Origin of the sequence: Aurantiacibacter sediminis, assembly GCF_016019885.1 — a bacterium.
Lineage (GTDB): Bacteria > Pseudomonadota > Alphaproteobacteria > Sphingomonadales > Sphingomonadaceae > Alteraurantiacibacter > Alteraurantiacibacter sediminis.
Map to the genome: position 1 here is coordinate 118,350 of NZ_JAEANY010000004.1, position 23,231 is coordinate 141,580.

The following is a 23,231-nucleotide window of genomic DNA, read 5'->3' on the forward strand; positions in this document are numbered from 1 at the left end:
GATCACAAACGCCTCTTTCCAAACCACCACGAAAACGGCAAGCGATATTGTATGACTATAGCGACAGACCTGATCCAGCCGGATCGCGGGCAGGATGCCACCGCGATCCATCTCGTGAACACTGATAGCTTTCAAGAATTCGCCCAGGGATTATCCGGCCCACAGCGCGCTGCGCTGGCCGCGCAAAAGTTCAAAGGCGGCGGATATGATGTCGCTATCGTCCCGGATGGAGAAAGCTGGTTTGCCGTGGGCGGCGTGGCCGATCCGGCAGAACTTTCCAGCTGGTGCCTTGCCAAGCTTGCAGAAACCCTGCCAGCTGGCACTTATCGAGTCGCAGGCCGCCAGCCCGGCCCAGCCATGTTCGGCTGGCAAACCGCGCAATATGAATTCACCCGCTATCATAAACCTGACGAGGCCGAAGGGCCGCGCATCCTGCTGACCGAAGATGTCGCCAAGATCGATCTCTGCGTCGCCGAAGCGCAGGCGAGCGCATTGGTGGCCGATATGGTGAATACCCCCGCCGAAGATATGGGCCCGGCCGCGCTGGAGGCCGAAGCCGAACGGATCGCGACAGAGCACAAGGCTGAGATGAACGTCGTCCGCGGCGATGCTCTCGAAACAGGCTATCCGATGGTTCATGCCGTTGGGCGCGCCGCCGCTCGCAGCCATGCGCCGCGTCTTATCCATTTCACCTGGGGCGATAATAGCGATCCGACCATCGCGATTGTCGGCAAAGGCGTGTGTTTCGATTCAGGCGGCCTTTCCATGAAATCCCCGCGCGGCATGTTGCTGATGAAAAAGGATATGGGTGGCAGTGCACATGCGCTCGCATTGGCCGAACTCATCATGAAAGCAGGCCTCAAAGTGCGGCTGCATTGCATCGTGCCTGCGGTAGAGAATGCCGTAGCTGGCAATGCTTTCCGCCCCGGCGACGTGCTCAATAGCCGCAAGGGCCTGACGGTCGAGATCAGCAATACCGATGCCGAAGGGCGCTTAATCCTTGGCGATGCACTGACGCTCGCCAGCGAGCAGGAGCCGGAGCTGATTATCGATTTCGCGACACTGACTGGCGCAGCACGGGTGGCCGTGGGTCCTGACCTGCCCGCCCTGTTCACCCGGCGCGACCAGACGGCAGACCAGCTGATCGCCGCAGGCCGCGATCATGATGATGAGCCGTGGCGCCTGCCACTGTGGGACCCATACGCGGATTATCTGAAATCCCAGATCGCCGACACGGACAATTCCCACAGCAATGGCTTTGCGGGTGCAAGCGTTGCAGCAAGCTTTCTCGACAAATTTGTCGAAGACGGCGTGGAATGGGCGCATTTCGATACATTCGCTTGGCGACCCGCAGCCAAGCCGGGCCGCGCGAAAGGCGGCGCTGCACTGGGGCTTCGCGCGAGCTTCCACATGCTGCGCGGACGCTACGGTTAAGGGGCTCCCTTGTGCCGAAAGTCATGCGCGGCTAAGCGCGCTTTCTCGAATTGCATAGCGAAGCAGGAACGGCATTGAGCCAGAACGACGCATCCACCGGCATCAGCCAGGGAAAAGGTCCCTTCATCCTTGCAGGGCCTATCGAGCGCCCCGATCCGCGCACCGTGCCGTTGCGCGGTGACATTGCGCATATCGCGCTCGCTGGAAAACACTTTGTACCGCACTACGCCGTGCCCCAGCCGCGCACTGTAATGCCCGGAGGTGCGCCTCTGCGCGCGGCGGCTGACGATACGGCCGAAGAAATCTGCGTCGTGATGGAAGGCGAAAGCTTCGAAGTGCTCGATGTGGCGGGGCAATGGGCCTGGGGCTGCCTCTCGGTCGAAGGCCCGGTGGGCTATATCCGCGCCGACCTGCTCGAGGCAGTCGAGTAATGCCGCAAACGGTCTTCATCGATGGCGCAGCGGGCACTACCGGCCTTGAAATTGCTGACCGGCTCGAAGGCCGCGAGGAATTCGATCTGGTCCGGCTCAGCGAAGCAGAGCGCAAAGACCCGGACTGCCGCCGTACCGCGCTTAATTACGCCGATTTTGCGATCCTTTGCCTGCCGGATGACGCTTCGATCGAAGCTGTTTCCATGCTGGATGAAAATAGCGAAACGCGGCTGATCGACGCCTCCAGCGCCCATCGCGGCGCGCCGGGCTGGATTTACGGCTTCCCCGAACTGGTCGGGACGAATGCCATTGTGAATGCGAAGCGCGTGGCCAATCCGGGCTGCTATCCCACTGGCTTCCTCTCGCTGATCGCGCCGTTGATCAGGGCGAAGCTGCTGCCGCGCGACTGGCCCTACACGGTGAATGGCATTTCCGGCTTTTCCGGCGGTGGGAAGAGCCTGATCGCCCGGTTCGAGGACGAGGCAGACATTGCTTATCGCGCCTACGGGCTGGCGCTCGGTCACAAGCATTTGGCGGAGATGAAAAGCAAGGCGGGTTTGGAGCATGAGCCGGTATTCTCGCCAGCCGTCGTGCCGGCCTTCCGCGGCATGCTGGTGGAAGTGCCGCTGCATGTGGCAGCCATGCGCTCTGCCGCAACGCCGGAAAAGCTGCGTGACGAATTGACGCGCTACTACGCCGAAGCAGCGCTGATTACCGTACATCAGGATAATCCAGATGAGCTGATCTTGCGCCAAGAGCAGGAGCCGTCCGACCGGATCGATCTGTGGGTCTTCGCCGACAAGGAAGGCGAAGCAGTCCGGCTGATCGCGCGGCTTGATAATCTGGGCAAAGGCGCGGCGGGCGCGGCGGTGCAATCGCTCAACCTGATGTCGGGCGCGGACGAGCTTGCGGGCCTGCGCATTTAAGCTGCCCAGCTTTTGGGCAGTCATGCCTCAAAATTCACCAATCGGGCTCGTCTCGATGGAGGGTGTAAGACCTTTGCACCCTTTCGCCCGAGGAGGCGATTGGTTACGCTCTCACGCAGTAAGTCTGGCACGATTCTTGAACTCTTTCGAGCGGGTAATGTCAGGCGGGAACACGCCCGGCACTTATCCGCTTAACAAGGATAATATTGGGCCAGAGCACAGGGGCGCTGCGTGAAGAAGATCGAAGCCATCATCAAACCCTTCAAGCTCGACGAGGTGAAAGATGCGCTGCACGAAGTCGGCGTATCGGGCATCACCGTGACAGAGGCCAAGGGTTTCGGCCGCCAGAAGGGCCATACGGAGCTCTACCGAGGCGCCGAATATGTGGTCGACTTCCTGCCCAAGGTGAAACTGGAGATCGTCGTGCCGGACACGCTGGCCGATCAGGTGGTCGAAGCGATTGCCGGGGCCGCACAGACAGGCCGCATCGGCGATGGTAAGATCTTTGTCTCCGACATCGCCACCGCCATCCGCATCCGCACCGGCGAACAGGATGACACCGCGCTCTGACGCTCAACCAATCCCGCAACAATACGAACAATACTACGTCTTGGAGGACATAGAATAATGGCAAGTGCAGCTGATATCGTGAAGCAGATCTCTGACGAGGAAATCGAGTGGGTGGATGTCCGCTTCACCGATCCCAAGGGCAAGTGGCAGCACCTGTCCATGTGCGGCAGCGTCGTCGATGAAGACATGCTTGAAGAAGGCATGATGTTCGACGGGTCTTCCATAGAAGGCTGGAAGACGATCAATGAAAGCGACATGATCCTGAAGCCGGATCTGGACAGCGTCTATGTCGATCCGTTCAGCGCGACGCCAATGATGGTGATTTTCTGCGACATTGTGGAGCCGAGCAATGGCGAGCTTTATTCGCGTGACCCGCGCTCGACCGCCAAGCGCGCCGAATCCTATCTCAAGTCCACCGGCATCGGTGACACGATCTATGTCGGCCCCGAACCCGAATTCTTCATGTTCGACGATGTCCGCTTCGAAGACGGTTATGCCGGATCGGGCTACCAGATCGACGATATCGAGCTGCCGACCAATGGCGCCACCGAAATCGAAGGCGGCAATATGGGTCACCGCCCGCGCGCCAAGGGCGGCTATTTCCCCGTCGCTCCGGTCGACAGCGCCATGGATATTCGCGCCGAAATGGTTTCGACCATGATGGAAATGGGCCTTCCGATGGATAAGCACCACCACGAAGTGGCCGCTGCCCAGCACGAACTTGGCATTACCTTCAGCACGCTGACCAAGACGGCCGACCAGGTGCAGATTTACAAGTATGTCGTGCACCAGGTCGCTCACGCCTATGGCAAGACTGCGACCTTCATGCCCAAGCCGATCAAGGACGATAACGGCAGCGGCATGCACACCCACATGTCGATCTGGAAGGATGGCAAGCCGACTTTCGCGGGCAATGAATATGCCGGCCTGTCGGAAACCTGCCTCCACTACATTGGCGGTGTGATTAAGCATGCGAAGGCGCTGAACGCTTTCACCAACCCCAGCACCAACAGCTACAAGCGCCTGGTACCGGGCTTTGAAGCGCCGGTTCTGCTCGCCTATTCGGCGCGCAATCGCTCGGCCTCCTGCCGTATTCCGTACGGCTCGGGCGAGAAAGCCAAGCGCGTGGAATTCCGCTTCCCCGATCCGATGGCCAACCCCTATCTTGCCTTCAGCGCGCTGCTGATGGCTGGCCTCGACGGGATCGAAAACAAGATCCACCCGGGCGATGCGATGGACAAGAACCTCTACGACCTGCCCCCGGCAGAGCTCGCCGATGTTCCGACGGTCTGCGGCAGCTTGCGCGAAGCGCTGCTCGCCCTGCGCGACGACCACGAATTCCTGCTGAAGGGCGACGTGTTCACGAAGGACCAGATCGACGCCTACATGGACCTGAAGTGGGAAGACGTGCTGCGCTTCGAAACGACGCCGAGCCCGGTCGAATTCGACATGTATTACTCGTCGTAAATACGACCACCGTCCGCTGCCCTCAAGCAGCGAAGCGGTAGGGCAATAGAAAGGCCGTCCGGAGCGATCCGGGCGGCCTTTTTCGTTGCAATAATTTGCGCTTCAGAAAGGGGCCGGAATGCGACGATGGATTACGATAGGAGCGTCTTCCTCTGCCGGAACTTCCAGCTGGGTGAAGGGCTGGCCCATCCACAGCCGATAGCCGCCCTCGTCCAGATGCGCGATGCGGTTGAGCTTGAGGTAGCCGACGTTCATGCGCGTATAGTTGTCCGACCGGCAGAGCCCGGAATCGGTTTCGTCGCGGCATGAAATCGGGCGATCCAACGCTTCGAAGTCCGCCGCCAATTGCAACATGGCGACCGCTTCATCTGTAGAAACTTCCTCGGCCAGCGTAGCGAAATCGGCAAACTCGCACGGGTCTTCGCGAGACAAGGCCACTTGCCTAAAGGGCCGTGCGCTGTGCGTCGATACCCCGCCGTCCATCGTGTTCAAGGTCACGTACCATGAAATCCGCGTGCAGGCGTCCCCCACCCTCTCGGGCCGTTCGAGCAGCGTGTAGTCGCGAAAGCCCGGCGGGGTCATGTCCTGCGTCCGGTCTTCGATCCTGACGATCGCGCCGTGCTCCTGCCCTTCCAGCATCACTGTGCCCATTTCAGATGCGCTCATGCCCTCGATCGCGTCAAACCAAGCGCTGTCCTGCGCCTGCGCTGCGGGGCCGGTAAGCAGAGCGCCGATTGCTGCGACGGAAAGCACCTTCATGTTCATCTCCTCCACCCGACTGGGTTAGGTGAAGAAATTATCACAGTAATCCCGCGTCCGCAAAAAATGCTTTGCCGATCAACGCATCGCCAGCATTCCGCGCTTACCGCTGGCGACAAACACTCCGAGCAGCAACAGGCCTGCGAACATCGACAGCCAGTCTAGCGGTGCGGGTGCGGTCGCGTAGTTCAGATGCGCGAGGAGTGACCAGCCGCCGCCGAACAGGAATAGTAGGTAGAAACAAAGCGCGGTTGCTTCTCTCGACACGCTGAGCATCAGCTCGTCTGTATGGCGGCGCTGGCGATGTCCGGCGAACCATGCAAATCCGACCAAAACGATCACCGCGGCGAGGACAATTTCCCGACCGATAATGCCCGCAGGCTCCGCCAATGCAGCCATGATCAGGGCAAGCGCGAGGGCGATCATCCCCGCGCCGCTCCAGCTTAACATGGCTTTTTGTTCGCGCAGCTCATCTGCATCTTCGACGTTCAGGAATGTCGCCCCGGCCTTGGGCATGGCTAGCCCGAAAAGCACGGCGAGCGCAGTCAGCAAGTAAATCAGGCCGATGAGCATCGCGACTTCACGCGACGCGCCGAGCACGCCCAGCAAGCCGCTATCGGCAAGGCGAAGGCCGCCCATCGCACCAAGAAAGCCGGCGATTGCGCCCAGCCCCACGGCGAAAAATGTCTTGTTGCGCCTGCGCTTCTTGTCTGCAGTTTCCATGTCAGTCTCAGTCATTGTCCGGTTCCCAATCGTCGATGAATATGTCCGGCACGTTCACGGCGAAAAGCTTCGCCATGCGCAGCGCCAGCGGCAGGGAGGGATCGTATTTATCGGTTTCGACCGCATTCACCGTTTGCCGAGAGACGCCAAGCCGCCTTGCCAGCTCACCCTGGCTCCAGCCCTGCGCTTCCCGATAATGCTTCACGCGGTTGTACACCGAATCACCTCTTATGCCTGTAAAGAGCTCTTTACTGACAAGAGGTCTTTACAGTCAAGAGCTCTTTACAAGCGCGTGAGCTCAGCTTGGTGCTGCCTCAGCGCAAGGGTTCGGCGACGATGCGTGGCGGCGGGTCTTCCATCAGGCGCTGCATATATTCCGCGCGGTGTTCGGACAGCCCGGCATCGCACCAACTGCGCAAAGGATGATCGGCGCCGCCGGCAAAGCTGCGGAAAGTGGCCCAGTCCACACCTTCGAAAATGCAAATGCGCGCCAATTCCTGCGACGGATTGGCAAGGTAAATTCGCGTGCCATCGGTCAATTCTGCCACCGCAGATGTCCATCGCGCAATCGGCAGCGCCATGGACCATGCAACCTCGCGCCCATCGAGATACAGATCGAGAGCTGCATCGGCATTGAAGCGCGAATGGACGTTTCCGGGATGGACGACAATCGCGGCGCGCGCCCCGTCCGGTTCGCCCGTTTCCGCGCGCATTTCATATCCATCATCGTAAGGCTGCGCGTTTTCCGGCAAGTCTGCCGGTTCGCCAGCCTCCTCCTGCAGCTCGCATGTCAGCGGATCAGGCCAAAGCGAGGTGATCTCACCGACTTTGGCAAAGCGCCTGTTACCCGGCAGGCTGTCAGGAATGATTTCAAACCGGCATGCATCGAAGCGGACTTGCCCGTCCTCCACGATCGCGCGTTCCCACGGATCGATATTTCCGGAGGGGTATGGCCCCAGAAACGGGGCGACATAAAATACCCCTCCTCCCGGACTGATTGCACCGACGAGATAACTTTCCGCCTGATAGCCGACCTGCATCGCATAAGGGATCGGCTCTTCGTCTCCCATGGCACGGGCATCCTCTGCGGCGCGCTCATAAAGCAGCTCATAGATCTGCGGCACGCGCCCCTGCCTCGGCTCATCTGGATCGGGCGCTGCGGGTAGAGTGATTTCTTCGAACGCGGACTCTTGCGCGGTGGCGACAGGCGCGCTGCAGGCGATGAGCGATGCGGCGACGGCCGGGGCAAGAAAGGCTCTGAATGTCGTGTTCATATCAGTCGAATAGCAGGCTGGTGTGCCCGATAAATGCCTTTCCTACAGAATTTCGGGTAACCTATTCACCCGCTCCTTTCTGGACCATGAAAGGCGTTCCCATGACCAATTCCGCCCCACGCAAACCGCTATTCGACCTTATACGCCGTATACTCGGAAGACCGTTTCGGCAGAGCGAAGTCGACGTGATCGATTGCGTGCTGGACGGCGAAAAAGATTGTTTTCAGGACACTGTCACACCTGTCACACCCCCCTCCTCCATCGGCGCGGATGGCATCGCGCTGATCAAGCAGTTCGAAGGCTGCGCGAAGCGGCGGGCCGATGGCTTGATCGAGGCGTATCCCGATCCCGGCACAGGGGATGATCCGTGGACGATCGGCTGGGGCGCAACGGGCGCAGACCGGTTCAACGGTGGACGCATCGCGCGCGGCACCGTGTGGACGAAGGCGCAATGCGATGCGCGGCTGGACGAAGACCTGGCGCGCTATGCCAAGGAGGTCGCGCAGGCACTGGGCGATGTTCCGACTACGCAGGCGCAGTTCGATGCCCTTGTCAGCTTTCACTACAATACCGGCGCAATCGGCAAGGCGACGCTAACGCGCAAACACCGCGCGGGCGACCATGCCGGGGCCGCGCGCGAATTCGATCGCTGGTGCTATGCCGGTGGGCGCGTCCTTAAAGGTTTGGCGCGGAGGCGGGCTGCTGAATCGGCGTTGTATCGCGGCGGCTGAGGCTAAGGCGGCGTGGGCTCACCCGAGCGTCTGTCGGGAACCGTCACGCTGCCAGTCCCGTTGCAAGGCCGAACAGGAGACTTCAGAATGAAGCTTGTACTTGCAGCAGTATCAGCTCTCGCTTTGGCGGCCACACCGGCGCTCGCCCAGGGCCAGGGCAATGGAAACGGGAATGGCAATCGCGGCGGCGGTGGCCCTCCTGGCCAAGTCGAACGCGGCAATCCCGGCAATGGTGGCGGCAACGCCCAGCGCGGCAATCGCGGCGGCGGAAATGACCGTGTCGTGCAGCGCGGCAACCCCGGCAATGGCAACGCTAATCGCGGCGGCGGGAATGGCCGCAGCAATGGCGCGGGCAATGCCAATCGCGGCGGACCGCCGGTGATGGACGGCGGTAATGGTCGCGGCAACGGGCAGTCCGCTTTCCGTGGAAATGGCAACGGCAATGGCAATGGCAATGGCCGGGGCAACCGCAATGACGGGCTCGACATTCGCCTCGATACGCGCGGCGGTGGCGGGCTGATCGACCGGGTGCTGTACCGCGAAAGTGGCATCGTCAATGGGTGCCCTCCCGGCCTTGCGCGCAAACGCAATGGCTGCCTTCCTCCCGGCCAGGCGCGGCAGCTGAACAACCGGTTTGACCGCTATTCTCGCTATTCGCCCAATTGGTGGGGCCTGCCCTATGGCGGCAGCAACTACTTCTACGATGATGGTTTCCTGCTGCGCTATGACGGCAACCGCGTGTCCGGCTTCATTCCGCTGCTTGGCGGCGCGCTGACGGTGGGCAATGTCTGGCCGTCCGATTACGGCTACCGCGAAGTGCCGCGTTACACCTCGCGCTATTACGGGCTGGGCGATAGCTATCGCTTTGCCGACAATGTCGCCTATCGCCTCGATCCGGAAACGGCAGCGATCACCTCGGTCGCGGCGCTGCTCACCGGCGACGAATTTACCGTCGGCAGCCCGATGCCACGCGGATATGATGTCTATAACGTGCCCTATGGCTACCGCGATCGCTATCGCGACGGGCCGGATCGCTGGTATCGCTACAATGACGGCTATGTCTATCAGGTCGACCCTGAAACGCGGCTGGTCGCTGCGGCTATCGAACTGCTGATTTGAGGGACGGAGTTATGACATTCGCCAAACGATCGCGCACTTCGCTCGCTGCTGTGCTCGGCTGCACGTTGATGCTCGCCGCCTGCGGAGACACTACTGCCGATGAGAGTGCCGCCACGCCGGGAGAGCCTGGAACACAGACAATCGCGGCCATGATCGCTGAGAACGACCAGCTGTCTTCCGTCGATGGATTGCTGCGGGATGCTGGGCTATCCGGCACTTTCGATGCGGCGCCCCATTACACAGTGTTCGCGCCCACCGACGAGGCACTCGGCTCTTTGGGTGAGGAGTTCACGGGAGAAGAGGCGCAGGCCGCGCTGATCGCCGTGCTGCGCGAACACGTGGTCCCCGGCTATCTGACGCCTGACGACATCGCCAATGCGATCGAAGCCAATGCCGGGCCTGTCGAAATGGCAACCATGGGCAGCGGCACGCTCACTTTTGCGATGGATGGTGATACGGTCACCGTCGCGGGCGAAAACGGCGAACAAGGCAGCGCAATCGGCTCCGAAATGCTCGGCGCGAATGGCGTCGTCGTTCCCATCGATACCGTGCTGAAAGACCTCACGCCCGGCGGATGAGGCCGTCACTTATCGGTCGGGCGCTACTTCCTAGTAGTCCCGCCTGATCTCCGCCGCCACGCTCTGCCGGCCGACGGTGCTCACCGTCGCCAGCAGGTTCAGCCAGTTGGTGATGCGAAATTCGGCATTGGTGGCGGAATAGCCCGCGCCATCGGTGATGATCTCGACATAGAAGCGCCGACCGAAGTTCTTGCCGAGCGCAATCGAGGTTCCGCGATCGAGCGCCGCATCCGCCGGCACGATGCGCAGGCGATCGAGGCCGATGGCATCGCGCAGCTGGTTGATCGGGCCCATACCCGACCCGCCGCGTAGGCTCGCCACAGCAGCGCCCAGTTGCAGCGCGTCAGTCGCAGAGAGCGAGGTGACAGAACCACCGAACAGCAGCCGCGCGAGCAGCTCCTCTTCCGGCAGCGCGGGGGTGGAGGAGAAGGTGATCTGCGGCTGGCTGGCATTGCCTTCCACGCTCACCTCGACAGACAGGCCGGTGACTTCCGTCTCTGCCGTGAGGTCAATACGCGGATCGATCGGCACGTTCTCGTCAAAGTCGATATTGCCGCGGGTTATCTCGAAACGCGTACCTGCAAAGGAATAGAAGCCCTGACGCGGCACGATGCTGACTTCGCCGCCCACGCGCGGATCATCGGTCGTCCCGCGAATGCGCAGGCCGCTTGAGCGCCATTCGCTATCGAGGCCTAGGCCATCGACCATGATGCCGCCCGGTGCGGTCACATTGATTAGGTAACGCCACGGTGTCGCATCCAGGGCAACCCGCTCGATATCGGCAGGCTGGTTGATCTCGGTGATGTTGACCCGCGGAAGTTCGGCCAGAGCCTCACTTGTCGCACCAAGCCGCCAGCGCGCTTCATTGGCGCGGAGACGGCCTGCGATCGTGCCGCCAATCCCGTTGGAAACGATGCGCATCGGCCCCGTCACCGTCGCGCCCATATTGGCGAGGTCGAGAATCTCGGCATTCTGGGCGGCGAGGCGGATATCCATGCTCGGCCCACGTGTCGCCGTAATGCCGGACAGGTCGATGAAACCGCTGCCGCTCACTGTCCCGCCATTGCTCGCCGTTCCGGAAAAGCGCGTCAGGTTGAAGCGCGAACCGTCAAAGCTGCCGCGCGCGGTCACATCGGAGACATTGGTCCCGGTGAGGGGGCTGCGAACGCGCAGGTCATCGCCCGCCAGCGAACCGGCGATGCGCGGATTGCCCAGCGTGCCGCGCATATTGGCAGCCACATCGATCCGGCCCGTCACATCGAGCAGCTCGATTGCCGCGAGCCGCCACAGCGAGGCAGCGGAACCCTCGAAACGGAATTCGCCGAGCAGGTCGCCTGCATAAAGCCGCTCATTCAGTGGGCCGCTTTGCGGCAGGTTGGCGATGCGTGCCTGCAGCCGCCCGTCGGAGGATCCATCGTCGGAAATGACCGCGCGAACCTGTGCGAGGCTTTCCGACAGGTCGCCGACCAGCGCGATATCCAGTGGATTGGAAATGATAAGCGTGCTGGCCCGCGTCAGGTCGGAAATCATCAGCCGCGCTTCGCCGGTCGGCAGGCCATTGGCACCCGCTGCAAATTCGATCACACCCGAGACCGCGCCGCCGACGCCCTGTTCACCCAGGAAAACGTCGGAGACTTGGAGCGGCATGTTGGTGAGGGCGAGGCGGCCTTGCGGTGCGGTATCTCCGCCGAACCTGCCGCTGGCGATCACGAAGCCATCACCGAAAGATATCTGCGAGCGCTCCAGCTCCCATCCGCCATCTTCGAGGCGGTTCAGAACCGCACGGCGCGGCATCGAAATCTCGCGCTCTTCATAAGAGCCATCTACCGCGACGGCGATCCGATCGGAAGTCGTGCGGCCATTGATCAGAAGTTCGAACTGGCTGCCCCGCCGCCCCGCAATCGCAGCATCGAATTCGCCATTGCCATTCACCACGCTGGCGTTGGCCGCCAGGCGTCCGATGAAAATGCCGCCATATGAAAGCCCCTGCGCGCTCGCGCTGCCGCGGATAGTGGTGTTGCCTTCATCCAGCCTGCCGCTCGCATCGATCTCTCCGCGAGCAATCGAAAGCGCGTTCTCTCCGCCGAACCGCGCATTGCGGAGCGTAAGATCGACATCGAAGGCCTGCACTCCGTTGGGCATGGACAGGGCGATGGTTCCATCCACCCCGCCGCGTGAAAGCGAAAGATCGCCCACCGCGCCGCCATCTGCAAGCTGCAGCTGACCGGCGATGCGGGTCGACGCAACATCGAGCTGCGCAATATCGATGACGGTCGCACCGTCTTCAGGAATAGTGAGGTCAAGATTGCCCGCAAATTCGCCAAGCAGCGATTGCCCCTCGGTCTCGATCGCAAAGCCGTCTGCCGAGGGAGAAATGGCGACACGCACATCGCGAAGTCCGGCGGCGGGAAGCGGATCGGCGAAGACCAGTTCCGCGCGCGGACCATCTTCCGCTAGCGTCGCCTCGACAGTGAAAGGTCCGTAATCCGCCTGCCTGCCGGTGCCGGCAAGCGTCGTCTCGCCATCCTGGACCCGGCCATCGAGCGTCAAGGTCAGCTTGCTGCCATTGACGTTGAAGTTGCGGAAGTCGATGGGCGAATTCCCGCCCAGGGTCACGCCGCCTGCGAACCGCAAATCCTCTCCGGCAAGATTGGCGATGGTCGAATTCGTCAATCGTTCGGCGCGGCCGCGCACATCGGCATTCACGCGCCACGGATTGCCTCCACCCAATGTCACGTCGATCTGCGCAGCGGCATCGATTAAACCGATCCCGTCGAATGACAGATCGGCAATGTTCACCGGACCGTTGACCTGCGTAATGCCGCTTTCAAGATTGGCGTTGAGGCCAAGCCTCGCCTGCAATCCGCGGAAATCTATCGCCAGATCATCCGACAGCAGTTCGCCGCCTGCATAGACCAGCGTGCCATCAAGCGTACCGTTGACCAGACGCGGATCGACCCAGGTGATGCCGCTATTGACCCGGCCAATGTCTGCATCGAGCGGTACGGTGAACCGCGTGCCATCGAAGCTTGCCGTGCCGCGCTGCACAACATTGCTGAGGATGGTTCCGCCTGCATCCACTTCGGCGATGCGCAGCACATGATCCATGGAAAGATCGCGAAAAGGCCCGTCCAGCGTCGCCTCGAGCTCGGTGCCTTCGAGCGCAATATCGGGCGAAAACAGCGTCTCATCCAGCAATTGCACATCCAGCGCGAAGTCTTCGAATGCATTGTTCGCCAGGTCGATGACACCTTCACCCTCGGCATTGAAACCGCGTGCGCGCAGCATCAATTCGCCTTCGGCCACGCTGTCTTCGAGCGTCCCGGTGAGGTTTACCATCACCGTCTCGCCCACCGCGCGAGCGGGCAGCCCTTCGAGATAATCGCCGGGCCGCGCGCGGCCACTCAGGCGATAAGTTCCGGCTTCATTGACAAGATCGAAATCGAGCAGCGGCTCCCCGCCTTGCAGCGCCAACAGGTCGCCTTCCCAAGAGGTCCAAGTGCCATCGCCTTCCAGCGTGATGGCAAGGTCTTCTTCCGCCCCGACCATAGTGGCGAGGAAACCGCCTGCGGGAGCCTGCCAGTTCAAATCGATATCGAACTGATCCCCATCAGGCTCTGCATCGATCAGCGCGGCAAATTCATCTCCGCCGCCGAATTCGCCATCTGCATCGAGGAACAAACGGCCATCGCGAATGTCGGCTTCCGCCGCGAACTGGATCACACGCTCCTCGCCCAACAGCCCCTCTGCGACGGTCAGATCTTCGATCAGCAGCCGATCCACGCGAATGTCGAAATCGGGCAGAATCGGCGCATCAGGATCGCCCGGGATCAGCTCAGGCGCGGCGTAGAGAGTGGCATCGCGCGCGACGAGATAACGAATATCAAGTCCGCTGGTGAACCAGCGATGCGGGCGCCAATTGAGCTCGACCACAGGGATTTCGAGAAACAGCGTATCGTTCGCATCGCGCAGCTCGACATCCTTCAGCGTCGAGCTCCACAAGATCGATCCGTCGATTTCGCCAACTTCGACCGAAAGGCCCGAGGCGGGCGCGACTTTGGAAATCTGATCGACGATAAACTGCCGCCCCGGGGGCGTGTGCAGGAAGGCGACGAACAGCAGCACCAAGATAAGCAGGCCGAGCAGTACAAGGCCGATCGCGCGCAGCACCTTGTGCAGCGCACTGGTGCGCTTTTCCGATGCGTCCTGCGTCGCCTCATCAGGCGCGGTATCTGCGACGTCACTCGCCATCAGAAAGCCTGCCCCAGCGCGACGTATACGGCGACCCAATTGTCATTCGGACCCGGATTGAGCGGGAATGCGACATCCAGACGCAGCGGCCCAAAAGTGGTGGCATAGCGAACACCCAAGCCAGCGCCGAAACGGATCGTCTCGAAGTCAGGTGTCGAGCTGCGCGAGACCGTGCCTGCATCGACAAATGGGACGACCGAAACCGCACCATCGAGCAGCGGCGTCTGCACGCGCGCTTCCAAAGATGCCTCGACCAGCGAGCGCCCACCGCTCGGTTCGCCAAGCGTATTGGTAGGGCCGATGGCGTTGAAGCCATAGCCGCGAACCGATCCGCCACCACCCGCATAGAAGCGGCGTGACGGTGCAATATTCTGCACCGGCGCACCGACGATCGTCCCGGCACGAAGGCGACCGGCCAGCACGACCCGGTCGGACACCGATTGGTAATTGGCGAGATCGAATTGGAGGTTCAGATAAGTCGAGTTCTCCTCGAAGACGCGGGAGATTTCTGGCGACACCGCGCCCCTGATGCGGAAGCCTTCGGTAGGATCGAGCAGATCATCCGACGTGTCATATTGCACATAGCCCGGCAGGGCGGCGACGAGGAAGTCGGTTTCGCCGCTCACCTGACCGTCCGATGTGATTTCGGCTTCGCGCGTCGCCACCAATTCGAAGCCAATGCCCCAAGATAGTTCCTTCTGGAAAAGCAAGGTCGATCGCCGCTCATACAGGCCAACCAGCGAAACCGTTTCGGCGTCGAAGGCATCGGTATCGATCGTGGTGGCGAAGGCATCGATCGTCAGGATGCGATCACGGCCGAGGAAGTTGCTCTTCTGGAAGGTGACACCCGCCAATTGTTCGCGCGTCCCCGCAATCCCGCGGACCCGCAGCAGGCCTTCGGGCGGGAAGAGATTGCGATGCTCCCACGATCCTTCGAGCCGGATGCCTTCTTCGGTGCCAAAGCCGATATTGCCCCTCAGCGTGCGGAGCGGTGCGGGCGTCATATCGGCTTCGATATTGACGCGGCCCGGAGCGCCATTGGCGGGTTCTTCCACTACTACCGGCGTGAGCGAGACAGAGCCGACCAGACCTGTTGCAAGGATCGCGCGGCGCAAATCTTCCTCATCGCTTCGCTGGTAGAGATCACCCGGATCCCAGCGAGCAATGCGAGAAAGATGGCGACCGGACAGGAAATCGGGCAGCGTGCTGGTGACAACGCCAAAATTATACTGACCACCCGGCTCCACCGGCATGGTCAGATCGCCCTCTTCTCGGGCATGGTCGATCAGCAGTTCCGGTTCTTCGATAGCGGCGAAGGGGAAGCCCTGCTCGCCTAGCGCAACATCCAGATCGAGCTGCTCGGTTTCGATTGCATCGAGCGAAATGAAATCGCCCGACTGGATTTCAAAAGCGCTGCGCAGCGACGGGTAGGCATCGCCTGCCTCCGCCAGATTGCCAAGGTCGATTTCACCGAAGCGATAGCGCGTGCCCGGCAGGATATCGAAACGCGCCGCAGGAACCTCGAGTTCTGCATCCACGCTGTCATCGACGCGGCCAATGCTGCGGGTGATGGTCCCGTCAAAATAGCCGTAGACGCGCAGAAGTCGGGCCAGCAGCTCCTCATCATTGCGCGCTTGCACGGCAAGTCGAGCGACATTGCCGTCATCGTCCAGCTCTTCGATGGTGGACAGCGCATTGAAGCGATCGAGAAATTCCTCACGCTCGGGGAAGAGGGAATTATCGGTCGGGAAGACGAGCACGAGCTCATCCGAAATCCGCTCTTCACTTCCTGCGACCAGTGGCGGAATTTCCTCGTCGAATGTGGCGAATTCGATCGGCTCTTCCGGCTCGAGTGGATCGAGAGTCGGAATCTCGGAGCCATCGGGCCATGGTATGCTTACCAGCGGCATTTCCGAAAGCGGATCATCGCTATCGAGGCGGAAATCCTCATCTTCTGGGGTCGTGGTGTCGCCTTGCGGAATGCCCTGATCAGCCCAACTTTCCGGATTTTCGACTGCTTCGGGTGGAATCAGCTCATCGAGGCTGCGATTGTCAGGCGCATCCTGCGCAAAAGCGGGTTGAGCCGCGAACGCGCAGACCGCCGCCAGCGCTGCCCAACGCAGACGCTTGCGCGAGTTCGCAAATTCAAGCGAGTTTATATTCGGCCTGCAGGCCGGGAGTGTTATCTTTGGATCCGCCATCAGGCGCTGGTGTCCGTTCCGTGCCCCCGGATGTGACCCCCTTGATAAGTGCGCGCTGTTCCTCGTCAGACATGCGCCGCCACCCATCGGGGCCGAGCCGTTCGAGCGGGCGGAAGCGCACCTTGTATTGCATACGGTCGGACCCTTCGACCCAATAGCCGAGATAGACATAAGGAAGGCCTGTTTCCGCTGCGCGGCGAATGTGGTCAAGAATGACGTAAGTACCAAGCCCGCTGCGTCCCTCATGCTCCGGGTCGAAAAAGCTGTAGATCATCGAAAGCCCGTCGCCCTGCCTGTCCATCAGGCAGGCCGCCACCAGACGCCCTACGCTTCCGTCGGTAGCAGGTTCCCGATATTCCACAACAAAACTCGAGACGCTGGTGTGCTCCACCATGTCGGCATAATCGACCTCGTCCATGGCCGCCATGCCGCCACCGGGGTGCCGATTGGCGAGATATTTCTGCAGCAATTCGAATTGCTCATGCGTGGCCCACGGGCGACACTCAGAAGTGACGAGATCAGAATTGCGCTTGAGCAGGCGCTTTTGCGAGTTGGACGGTTTGAAGTCCAACGCGGCAACGCGGACGGAGACGCAGGCGCGGCAATCGGCGCAACTTGGGCGATATGCCACCGTCTGGCTGCGGCGAAACCCGATCCGCCCCAGCGCATCGTTCAGCTGCTCCGCATGCTCACCCTTCAGCTCCGTGAACACCTTCCGCTCCGTCTTGCCCGGCAGATATGGGCACGGCGCAGGGCTCGTCACGAAAAAGCGGGGGAAGCGAACGGGAGCCGTCACGGGTACAAGTAATCCCTTCAACAATCGCGGCACGAACAGGTCTGCTGCGCCAACCCCGCCCTTGAATCACGCGGAGTGGCGCTTGTGAATCATGTTAACCATAAAAAACGCAAATTGCAGGATTTATTTCCACAGGCTGCCTCGCGCCCCGAAGGAGCGGCCCGGAATGGGTCAGTCTTTGTGGAGGGCCTGACGGCTGCGTTTAGTTAACGGCGACCGAGCTGACTTCGTAGCCCTTGCCGCGTAGCGCCTGCACCAGCGCATTGAGCTGCGCTTTGTCGCGCGCTTCGCATTCAATATCGGTGACTAGGCCCTTTGCCGGCAGGTTGGTGAAAATCCGCTGGTGGTAGATCTCGATGATATTGACATTATGCGCATCGAATTCGCGCATCACGCGGAAAAGCGCGCCCGGGCGATCCTGCAAAGTGATCTGCAAACGCGCCAGACGGCCAGAGCGAGCAAGGTCACGCAAAAGCACATTGGCGAGAAGCCGCGTGTCGATATTGCCACCGCATAAGACAAGGCCGATTTTCTTTCCCTTGAATCGCTTCGGATAGGAAAGGATCGCCGCAAGGCCCGCAGCGCCTGCGCCCTCGACCACCGTCTTCTCGATTTGTAGCAGCAGGCTGACCGCTTCTTCCAAATGTGGCTCGTCTACAAGGACGATATCGTCGACCAGCCGGTCGATAACGGTCTGGGTGAATTTGCCCGGCTCCTTTACCGCAATGCCCTCTGCCAACGTATCGCCGCCCGATGGCAGGTCCTCGCCTTTGTATGCATTGTATGATGATGGATAGAGCTGCGCCTCTACACCGATCACTTCGAGCGGCGGCTGGTGGTCCTTCGCAACCGTCGCCATGCCCGAGATCAAGCCGCCACCACCAATCGGCACGACGATGCAATCGAGTTCGGCAGCGTCTTCAAGCAATTCGAGCGCCACCGTGCCCTGGCCTGCGGCGACCTTTGGATCGTCGAAGGGATGCACGAAGGTCAGGCCCATTTCCTTTTCGAGCTTGCGCGCATGAGCGCTCGCTTCATCGAAAGTCTCGCCTTCGAGCACGACATTCCCGCCGACCGCCTCGGTCTGCATGACTTTCACCACAGGCGTTGTGCGCGGCATGACGATAGTCACCGGTACGCCCAAACGCTTGCCGTGATAGGATAGCCCTTGCGAGTGATTGCCTGCGCTCGCCGCGATGACACCGCGCGAACGCTGCTCATCGCTCAGCTGCAGCAAGGCATTAAGCGCGCCGCGCTCCTTATAGGCGGCGGTGAACTGCTGGTTTTCAAACTTCAGCCAGATTTCCGCGCCGGTAATGGCAGACAAGGTCTGCGAGTGCATGGTGGGCGTGCGCACTACAGCGCCATCGATGCGCTTTGCAGCGGCCCGGACATCGGCGATAGTCAGTTTTCCCTCACTCATGGGGCGCGAGGCCTAGCCAAATGTGCGCGTGAGGGAAATAGGATTGCTGCTTTGCGACATGAAAGTTTGCCTTGCCCGATTGCGTCTTGCCGGCGGAACGGGCATCCCTGCCGCCATGAGTAAAGACGGATTGAAAATTGCGTTTCTTGGTCTCGGCGTGATGGGCGGCCCGATGGCTGCGCATCTCGCGCGCGCCGGTCACATTGTGACAGGCTATAACCGCACGCACAGCAAAGCGCAGGCGTGGCAGAGAACGCTGTCGGATGACGGCGTTGAGGTTGCTATCGCCGAGACTCCAGCTGAGGCAGCAGCAGGTAAGGACGTGGTGCTAGCCTGCCTCGGAAATGATGATGATGTCGCATCGGTCGTTTTTGGCACGGGCGGCGCGCTCGCGGCGATGAAGCAAGGCGCCACCTTTATCGATCACACGACGGTATCTCCGGCGCTTGCGCGGGGGATTGCAGAAGAATGCGAACAGCTCGGCCTGCACGCGGTCGACGCGCCAGTTTCTGGCGGTCAGGCGGGTGCGGAGAATGGCAAGCTCGCGATTATGTGCGGCGGATCGGATGCGGCGATGGCGGCGGCCGCGCCTGTGATGGAAGCGTTCGCCGCGCGCATCGTCCATATCGGCGATGCAGGCGCAGGGCAGGCGTGCAAGGCGGTGAACCAGGTGTGCATCGCAGGCGTGCTGGCGGGCCTTTCCGAAGGCGTCCGGCTGGCGCAGGCGACGGGCGTCGACACAGGCAAAGTGCTCGAAGCGATTTCAGGTGGCGCGGCGCAAAGCTGGCAGATGGAAAATCGCTGGCAGACCATGGTGGAGGGCGAATTCGACTTCGGCTTCGCAATCGATTGGATGCGCAAAGATCTCGCCATTGCACTTGGCGAAGCGAAGGCCAATGGCCTCTCCATGCCGGTCGCCGCCCTCGTCGATCAATTCTATGCGCAGGTGCAAACTGCCGGCGGTTCGCGGCAGGATACCAGCGCTCTTATCCGTCATTTGCCGGAGGTAAAGTAACGTGAAATTCGCTCGTATCGCAGCCGCTTTTGCTGCGCTTTCTGCCTTTTCGACGCCCGCGCTGGCGGACACCTGGATCGACAATGTCGAAGGTATTTCGATAGGCCGCGATGGCACTATCGATCGCTTTACCGGCATGGTGATCGACGAGGACGGGCGCATTTCCGAATTGCTCGACTTCGGCGATCGGCCCACGCGCGAAATAGAATACCGCGTCGATGGCGAAGGCCGCGTCATGGTGCCCGGCTTTATAGATGGCCACGCGCATCTCATGGGGCTCGGTCTCGGCACGCTGGTGCTCGATCTGTCCGGCACGACTTCGCTCAGCGAAGCGCTCGGCCGCATCGAAGCCTATGCCGCCGCCTATCCCGACCGACCGTGGATTATCGGGCGCGGCTGGAATCAGGAGCTTTGGGGCCTTGGCCGTTTTCCGACTGCGGCGGATCTCGATGCTATTGTGCCTGATCGCCCTGTCTGGCTGGAGCGTGTGGATGGCCATGCCGGCTGGGCTAACTCGATTGCCTTGGAAGCGGGCGGGGTAACAGCTTCCACAGCCGATCCCGATGGCGGACGCATTGAGCGTCTTGCCGGATCGCGCGCTCCGGCAGGCGTGCTTGTCGATGCAGCCATGCCGATGGTCGCCGAACAAATCCCCCCGCCTTTGCCCGAAGATCGCGACCTGGCGCTGTACAATGCGCAAAATTTGCTGCTGAGCCACGGCATCACCGCGATGGCTGACATGGGCACCACCGTCGAGGACTGGATGACCATTCGCCGCGCAGGGGATGCCGGATGGCTGCAGATCCGCGTGATGGCCTATGCCGATTCGGTAGACTCCATGCTGCTCATCGGCGGACCGCGCCCTTCAGATTGGCTTTATGATGATCGCCTGCGTCTCAATGGCGTGAAGCTCTATCTCGATGGCGCGCTCGGCTCACGCGGAGCCTTGCTGCTCGATGATTACGAGGACGATCACGGCAATCGCGGGCTGCCGCTCCTCAATGGCACGCAGCTGCGCAATTTGATGAGCCGCGCCGCGCTCGACAGTTTTCAGGTCGCGGTGCATGCCATCGGAGATGCCGCCAATCAGGAAGCGCTGACGGCTATCGAGGAATTGTCGGAGGATTACAGCGGCGATCGGCGTTGGCGAATTGAGCATGCGCAAATTGTGACGCCGCAAGATCTGCCCCGCTTTGGTCGAAACGGAATTATCGCCAGCATGCAGCCGGTCCACCAGACAAGCGACATGTTCATGGCAGAAGCACGGCTGGGCGATAATAGGCTGGGCGGTGCCTATGCTTGGAAATCGATCCTCGATGCAGGTGGAACGTTGGCATTCGGCACCGATGCACCTGTGGAGCCTGTAGACCCCATGGCTGGCCTCGCGGTTGCCACGACACGGATGAATGCAGACGGCGCGCCCGAAGGCGGATGGCGTGCGGAAGAGGCAATCAGCCGTGAACAGGCGCTTGCCGCCTATACTGCTGCCGCAGCCTATGCCGGTTTTGCCGAGGGCCGCTTTGGCAGGCTTGTACCCGGTGAGCGCGCGGATTTCGTGTTACTATCGGCGGACCCCTTGTTAGTCGGATCGCAACAAATCCGCGATATCAGGGTCTTGGAAACATGGATTGCCGGTCAACGTGTGTATGATGCGGACTTGCAACAGCCGGTGATTGAAGGGCCGGGCGAATAAATTGTTACATATTTGGTCTCGCCTTTCTCAGGATGAGACGTTATGCAACCATGTGAATCGAAAAATTGGGGTGAGTAACTCGATGATGAAGAAATTTTTTACGACTGCTGCCGTTGCTGGCGCAATGATTGCGACACCGGCCATGGCGCAGGATGCCGCTTTTGACCGTCTGCCTGCTCCGGCTGAGCAGGGCGAAGACCTTTCCGCAACGCCGCCTGCCGGCATTTTCATCGGCATTGCTGCTGTCGTTGCAATCGTTCTGGGTGTCATCATTGCCACTGGCGAAAACGACGCGGACGAAACTCTGCCGACCAGCCCGTAAGGACCGAGTTGAATGAATACGAAAAGGGGGCCGCGGCCCCCTTTTTTGTGCGCCATTGAGATGTGACGTGGCGCGGACGAATTGCGAGCGTGGGTTCGCAAACCATCGCCGCGCCGCCGCAGCTGACTTTTCCGTTAGTCTTTGCCCTTAGCCGGAGCTGCGCCTTCTGTTGACGCCGGCGCAATTTCAGCTTTCGCTTTCGCATCGGCTTTAGCCTGCTCGGCAGCTTCTTTCGCTTCCGCCTTGCGCCGCCTTTTTTCGCTAATCCGCATAAGGATGAGCGAGCCTTCGAATAGGACTATCAAAGGCGCGGCGAGCATAAGCTGCGACACGACATCGGGCGGGGTGATGATTGCAGCCGCAGCAAACACCGCGACAATCACATATTTGCGGCCAGCGACAAGCTGCTCGCGCGTCACCAGACCTGCCGCGTTCAGCAGCATCAGGACGACCGGCAGCAAGAAACTCACCCCGAAAGCCAGAATGAAGCGCATCACGAGATCGAGATACTCGCCCATGGCAGGAAGCGCCTGTGCGTTCAGGCCGCCCGCATCGCCTTGGAAACCAAGGAACCAGGTGAAAGCCAACGGCATCACCACGAAATAAGCGAGCGAGCCGCCCAGGATGAATAAGATCGGTGTCGCAATCAGGAAGGGAAGAAAAGCCTTCTTTTCCTTGGCGTAAAGGCCGGGCGCGACAAAGCGCCACAGCTGGTTCGCGATGATCGGGAAGGACACGAAAATCGCGGCAAACAAAGCGACTTTGATCTCGACAAAGAACGCCTCGTAAAGCCGCGTATAAATGAGCTGGCCCTGCCCCTCTGGAAAAGCCGCAGTCAGAGGGCGGACAAGAAAGCCGAAGATCTCATCGGCGAAATAGAAGCAAATCGCGAAAGCGATGCCGATCGCGATGACGGCCCTGAACAGGCGACCGCGCAGCTCGACCAGATGATCGAGCAGCGGGGCCTGTGTCTCGTCGAGATCGCTGACTTTGAGAGCCATCGCCTAACTGTCCTTGCTCTCGGCGGGGGCTGCAGCAGGCGCCTTGTCGTCGGTATCCGGCGGCAAATCAGCTTGCTTGGCAGCCTGCGCTTCCAGTTCCGCTTCGCGCGCCGCGCGCTCGGCTTCCTCAGCCGCCGCCCGCTGCTTTTCCGCGATGATTTTCAATTCGGTTGCCTTGTCACGCGGAGCTTCCTGGGGCTTCGTTGGAGCCGCGGCGACCGGCTTGGCAGGGTAAGCGCCTGTCGGCTCCATTTCTGCAGGAGCGCCTTCGGGATGCTCACGCATGATGCGCTCATTCTGCTCTTTCCAGCGCTTCTCCATGTCCTCGAGTTCAGCATCGCGGACTACCGTATCGAGGCCGGAGCGAAACTGGGCAGAAAGCTTGCGCAATTTACCCACCCAGCGCCCGACCATGCGCAGCGCAACCGGCATGTCATCCTTACCGATGACGAGCACCGCCACCACAAAGATGAGCAGCAATTCTACTGCACCGATATCGAACATCTAAAGCGCCCTC

Annotated in this window: 21 protein-coding genes; 11 read left to right on the forward strand and 10 right to left on the reverse strand. The window is 60.9% G+C overall.

Annotated features, from left to right (window positions below):
- Nucleotides 1-51: 51 nt before the first annotated feature.
- From I5L03_RS12045 to glnA, 5 genes are all read left to right on the forward strand, one after another.
- Nucleotides 52-1,434 carry a leucyl aminopeptidase family protein gene (locus I5L03_RS12045; RefSeq protein WP_197922042.1) on the forward strand — a complete coding sequence of 461 codons (1,383 nt, stop codon included), beginning with the start codon at nt 52-54 and terminating at the stop codon, nt 1,432-1,434.
- Between the two features lie 74 nt (nt 1,435-1,508).
- Nucleotides 1,509-1,865, forward strand: a complete 357-nt coding sequence (locus tag I5L03_RS12050; protein WP_234035239.1) for a hypothetical protein — start codon at nt 1,509-1,511, stop codon at nt 1,863-1,865.
- Nucleotides 1,865-2,791 (forward strand): N-acetyl-gamma-glutamyl-phosphate reductase, encoded by a 927-nt coding sequence (gene argC / locus I5L03_RS12055; protein ID WP_197922053.1) that lies wholly within the window; start codon nt 1,865-1,867, stop codon nt 2,789-2,791. Before I5L03_RS12050 ends, argC begins: the two co-directional genes overlap by 1 nt.
- Nucleotides 2,792-3,022: 231 nt before the next feature.
- A complete protein-coding gene (locus I5L03_RS12060; RefSeq protein WP_197922055.1) occupies nt 3,023-3,361 on the forward strand; it encodes a P-II family nitrogen regulator in 339 nt (112 codons plus the stop codon).
- 57 nt (nt 3,362-3,418) lie between these two features.
- Nucleotides 3,419-4,828, forward strand: coding sequence for a type I glutamate--ammonia ligase (gene glnA / locus I5L03_RS12065; protein WP_199803281.1), 1,410 nt, complete (start codon nt 3,419-3,421; stop codon nt 4,826-4,828).
- A 102-nt stretch (nt 4,829-4,930) separates the two neighbouring features.
- Here the strand turns inward: glnA and I5L03_RS12070 are convergent, their stop codons facing one another.
- The 4 genes from I5L03_RS12070 to I5L03_RS12085 all read right to left on the reverse strand — a co-directional run bounded on the left by I5L03_RS12070 (nt 4,931) and on the right by I5L03_RS12085 (nt 7,584).
- Complete coding sequence (locus I5L03_RS12070; RefSeq protein WP_197922057.1) at nt 4,931-5,587, reverse strand: hypothetical protein; 657 nt, start codon at nt 5,585-5,587, stop codon at nt 4,931-4,933.
- Nucleotides 5,588-5,665: 78 nt separating this feature from the next.
- Nucleotides 5,666-6,325, reverse strand: a complete 660-nt coding sequence (locus I5L03_RS12075; RefSeq protein ID WP_197922059.1) for a hypothetical protein — start codon at nt 6,323-6,325, stop codon at nt 5,666-5,668.
- A complete protein-coding gene (locus tag I5L03_RS12080; protein ID WP_197922061.1) occupies nt 6,318-6,527 on the reverse strand; it encodes a helix-turn-helix transcriptional regulator in 210 nt (69 codons plus the stop codon). Before I5L03_RS12080 ends, I5L03_RS12075 begins: the two co-directional genes overlap by 8 nt.
- Nucleotides 6,528-6,624: 97 nt before the next feature.
- Nucleotides 6,625-7,584, reverse strand: coding sequence for a hypothetical protein (locus I5L03_RS12085; protein ID WP_197922063.1), 960 nt, complete (start codon nt 7,582-7,584; stop codon nt 6,625-6,627).
- A 101-nt stretch (nt 7,585-7,685) separates the two neighbouring features.
- Here I5L03_RS12085 and I5L03_RS12090 point away from each other — a divergent pair, with 101 nt between their 5' ends.
- From I5L03_RS12090 to I5L03_RS12100, 3 genes are all read left to right on the forward strand, one after another.
- Nucleotides 7,686-8,315: a lysozyme gene (locus tag I5L03_RS12090; RefSeq protein WP_197922065.1), complete on the forward strand. Its 630-nt coding sequence runs from the start codon at nt 7,686-7,688 to the stop codon at nt 8,313-8,315.
- Between the two features lie 87 nt (nt 8,316-8,402).
- Nucleotides 8,403-9,434, forward strand: a complete 1,032-nt coding sequence (locus I5L03_RS12095) for a hypothetical protein (protein ID WP_197922066.1) — start codon at nt 8,403-8,405, stop codon at nt 9,432-9,434.
- Nucleotides 9,435-9,445: 11 nt separating this feature from the next.
- The gene (locus I5L03_RS12100; protein WP_197922077.1) at nt 9,446-10,012 is read left to right on the forward strand and encodes a fasciclin domain-containing protein; all 567 of its coding nucleotides are present in this window, start codon (nt 9,446-9,448) and stop codon (nt 10,010-10,012) included.
- Nucleotides 10,013-10,042: 30 nt separating this feature from the next.
- Here the strand turns inward: I5L03_RS12100 and I5L03_RS12105 are convergent, their stop codons facing one another.
- From I5L03_RS12105 to I5L03_RS12120, 4 genes are all read right to left on the reverse strand, one after another.
- On the reverse strand, nt 10,043-14,263 hold the full coding sequence (locus I5L03_RS12105) for a translocation/assembly module TamB domain-containing protein (RefSeq protein WP_197922083.1): 4,221 nt from the start codon (nt 14,261-14,263) through the stop codon (nt 10,043-10,045).
- A complete protein-coding gene (locus I5L03_RS12110) occupies nt 14,263-16,464 on the reverse strand; it encodes an autotransporter assembly complex protein TamA (RefSeq protein WP_197922089.1) in 2,202 nt (733 codons plus the stop codon). The genes I5L03_RS12105 and I5L03_RS12110 overlap by 1 nt, the downstream gene beginning before the upstream one ends.
- A complete protein-coding gene (locus tag I5L03_RS12115) occupies nt 16,409-17,260 on the reverse strand; it encodes an arginyltransferase (RefSeq protein WP_197922090.1) in 852 nt (283 codons plus the stop codon). The genes I5L03_RS12110 and I5L03_RS12115 overlap by 56 nt, the downstream gene beginning before the upstream one ends.
- Nucleotides 17,261-17,462: 202 nt before the next feature.
- On the reverse strand, nt 17,463-18,683 hold the full coding sequence (locus I5L03_RS12120) for a threonine ammonia-lyase (protein ID WP_197922091.1): 1,221 nt from the start codon (nt 18,681-18,683) through the stop codon (nt 17,463-17,465).
- A 115-nt stretch (nt 18,684-18,798) separates the two neighbouring features.
- Between I5L03_RS12120 and I5L03_RS12125 the strand changes: the two genes are divergently transcribed.
- The 3 genes from I5L03_RS12125 (at nt 18,799) to I5L03_RS12135 (ending at nt 21,713) form a co-directional block, all read left to right on the forward strand.
- Nucleotides 18,799-19,698 (forward strand): NAD(P)-dependent oxidoreductase, encoded by a 900-nt coding sequence (locus I5L03_RS12125; protein ID WP_197922093.1) that lies wholly within the window; start codon nt 18,799-18,801, stop codon nt 19,696-19,698.
- 1 nt (nt 19,699) lies between these two features.
- Nucleotides 19,700-21,391, forward strand: a complete 1,692-nt coding sequence (locus tag I5L03_RS12130) for an amidohydrolase (protein WP_197922095.1) — start codon at nt 19,700-19,702, stop codon at nt 21,389-21,391.
- A gap of 82 nt (nt 21,392-21,473) precedes the next feature.
- The gene (locus I5L03_RS12135) at nt 21,474-21,713 is read left to right on the forward strand and encodes a hypothetical protein (RefSeq protein ID WP_197922097.1); all 240 of its coding nucleotides are present in this window, start codon (nt 21,474-21,476) and stop codon (nt 21,711-21,713) included.
- A gap of 134 nt (nt 21,714-21,847) precedes the next feature.
- Here I5L03_RS12135 and tatC read toward each other — a convergent pair whose 3' ends face one another.
- On the reverse strand, nt 21,848-22,714 hold the full coding sequence (gene tatC, locus I5L03_RS12140; RefSeq protein ID WP_197922101.1) for a twin-arginine translocase subunit TatC: 867 nt from the start codon (nt 22,712-22,714) through the stop codon (nt 21,848-21,850).
- A gap of 3 nt (nt 22,715-22,717) precedes the next feature.
- Nucleotides 22,718-23,218: a Sec-independent protein translocase protein TatB gene (tatB, locus tag I5L03_RS12145; RefSeq protein ID WP_197922103.1), complete on the reverse strand. Its 501-nt coding sequence runs from the start codon at nt 23,216-23,218 to the stop codon at nt 22,718-22,720.
- Nucleotides 23,219-23,231: the final 13 nt, after the last annotated feature.

Coding starts and splice junctions, on each gene's coding strand:
- I5L03_RS12045 (WP_197922042.1), top strand. CDS start 52: ATGACTATAGCGACAGACCTGATCCAGCCGGATCGCGGGCAGGATGCC.
- argC (WP_197922053.1), top strand. CDS start 1,865: ATGCCGCAAACGGTCTTCATCGATGGCGCAGCGGGCACTACCGGCCTT.
- glnA (WP_199803281.1), top strand. CDS start 3,419: ATGGCAAGTGCAGCTGATATCGTGAAGCAGATCTCTGACGAGGAAATC.
- I5L03_RS12070 (WP_197922057.1), bottom strand. CDS start 5,587: ATGAAGGTGCTTTCCGTCGCAGCAATCGGCGCTCTGCTTACCGGCCCC.
- I5L03_RS12075 (WP_197922059.1), bottom strand. CDS start 6,325: ATGACTGAGACTGACATGGAAACTGCAGACAAGAAGCGCAGGCGCAAC.
- I5L03_RS12085 (WP_197922063.1), bottom strand. CDS start 7,584: ATGAACACGACATTCAGAGCCTTTCTTGCCCCGGCCGTCGCCGCATCG.
- I5L03_RS12090 (WP_197922065.1), top strand. CDS start 7,686: ATGACCAATTCCGCCCCACGCAAACCGCTATTCGACCTTATACGCCGT.
- I5L03_RS12095 (WP_197922066.1), top strand. CDS start 8,403: ATGAAGCTTGTACTTGCAGCAGTATCAGCTCTCGCTTTGGCGGCCACA.
- I5L03_RS12100 (WP_197922077.1), top strand. CDS start 9,446: ATGACATTCGCCAAACGATCGCGCACTTCGCTCGCTGCTGTGCTCGGC.
- I5L03_RS12105 (WP_197922083.1), bottom strand. CDS start 14,263: ATGGCGAGTGACGTCGCAGATACCGCGCCTGATGAGGCGACGCAGGAC.
- I5L03_RS12110 (WP_197922089.1), bottom strand. CDS start 16,464: ATGGCGGATCCAAAGATAACACTCCCGGCCTGCAGGCCGAATATAAAC.
- I5L03_RS12120 (WP_197922091.1), bottom strand. CDS start 18,683: ATGAGTGAGGGAAAACTGACTATCGCCGATGTCCGGGCCGCTGCAAAG.
- I5L03_RS12125 (WP_197922093.1), top strand. CDS start 18,799: ATGAGTAAAGACGGATTGAAAATTGCGTTTCTTGGTCTCGGCGTGATG.
- I5L03_RS12135 (WP_197922097.1), top strand. CDS start 21,474: ATGATGAAGAAATTTTTTACGACTGCTGCCGTTGCTGGCGCAATGATT.
- tatC (WP_197922101.1), bottom strand. CDS start 22,714: ATGGCTCTCAAAGTCAGCGATCTCGACGAGACACAGGCCCCGCTGCTC.
- tatB (WP_197922103.1), bottom strand. CDS start 23,218: ATGTTCGATATCGGTGCAGTAGAATTGCTGCTCATCTTTGTGGTGGCG.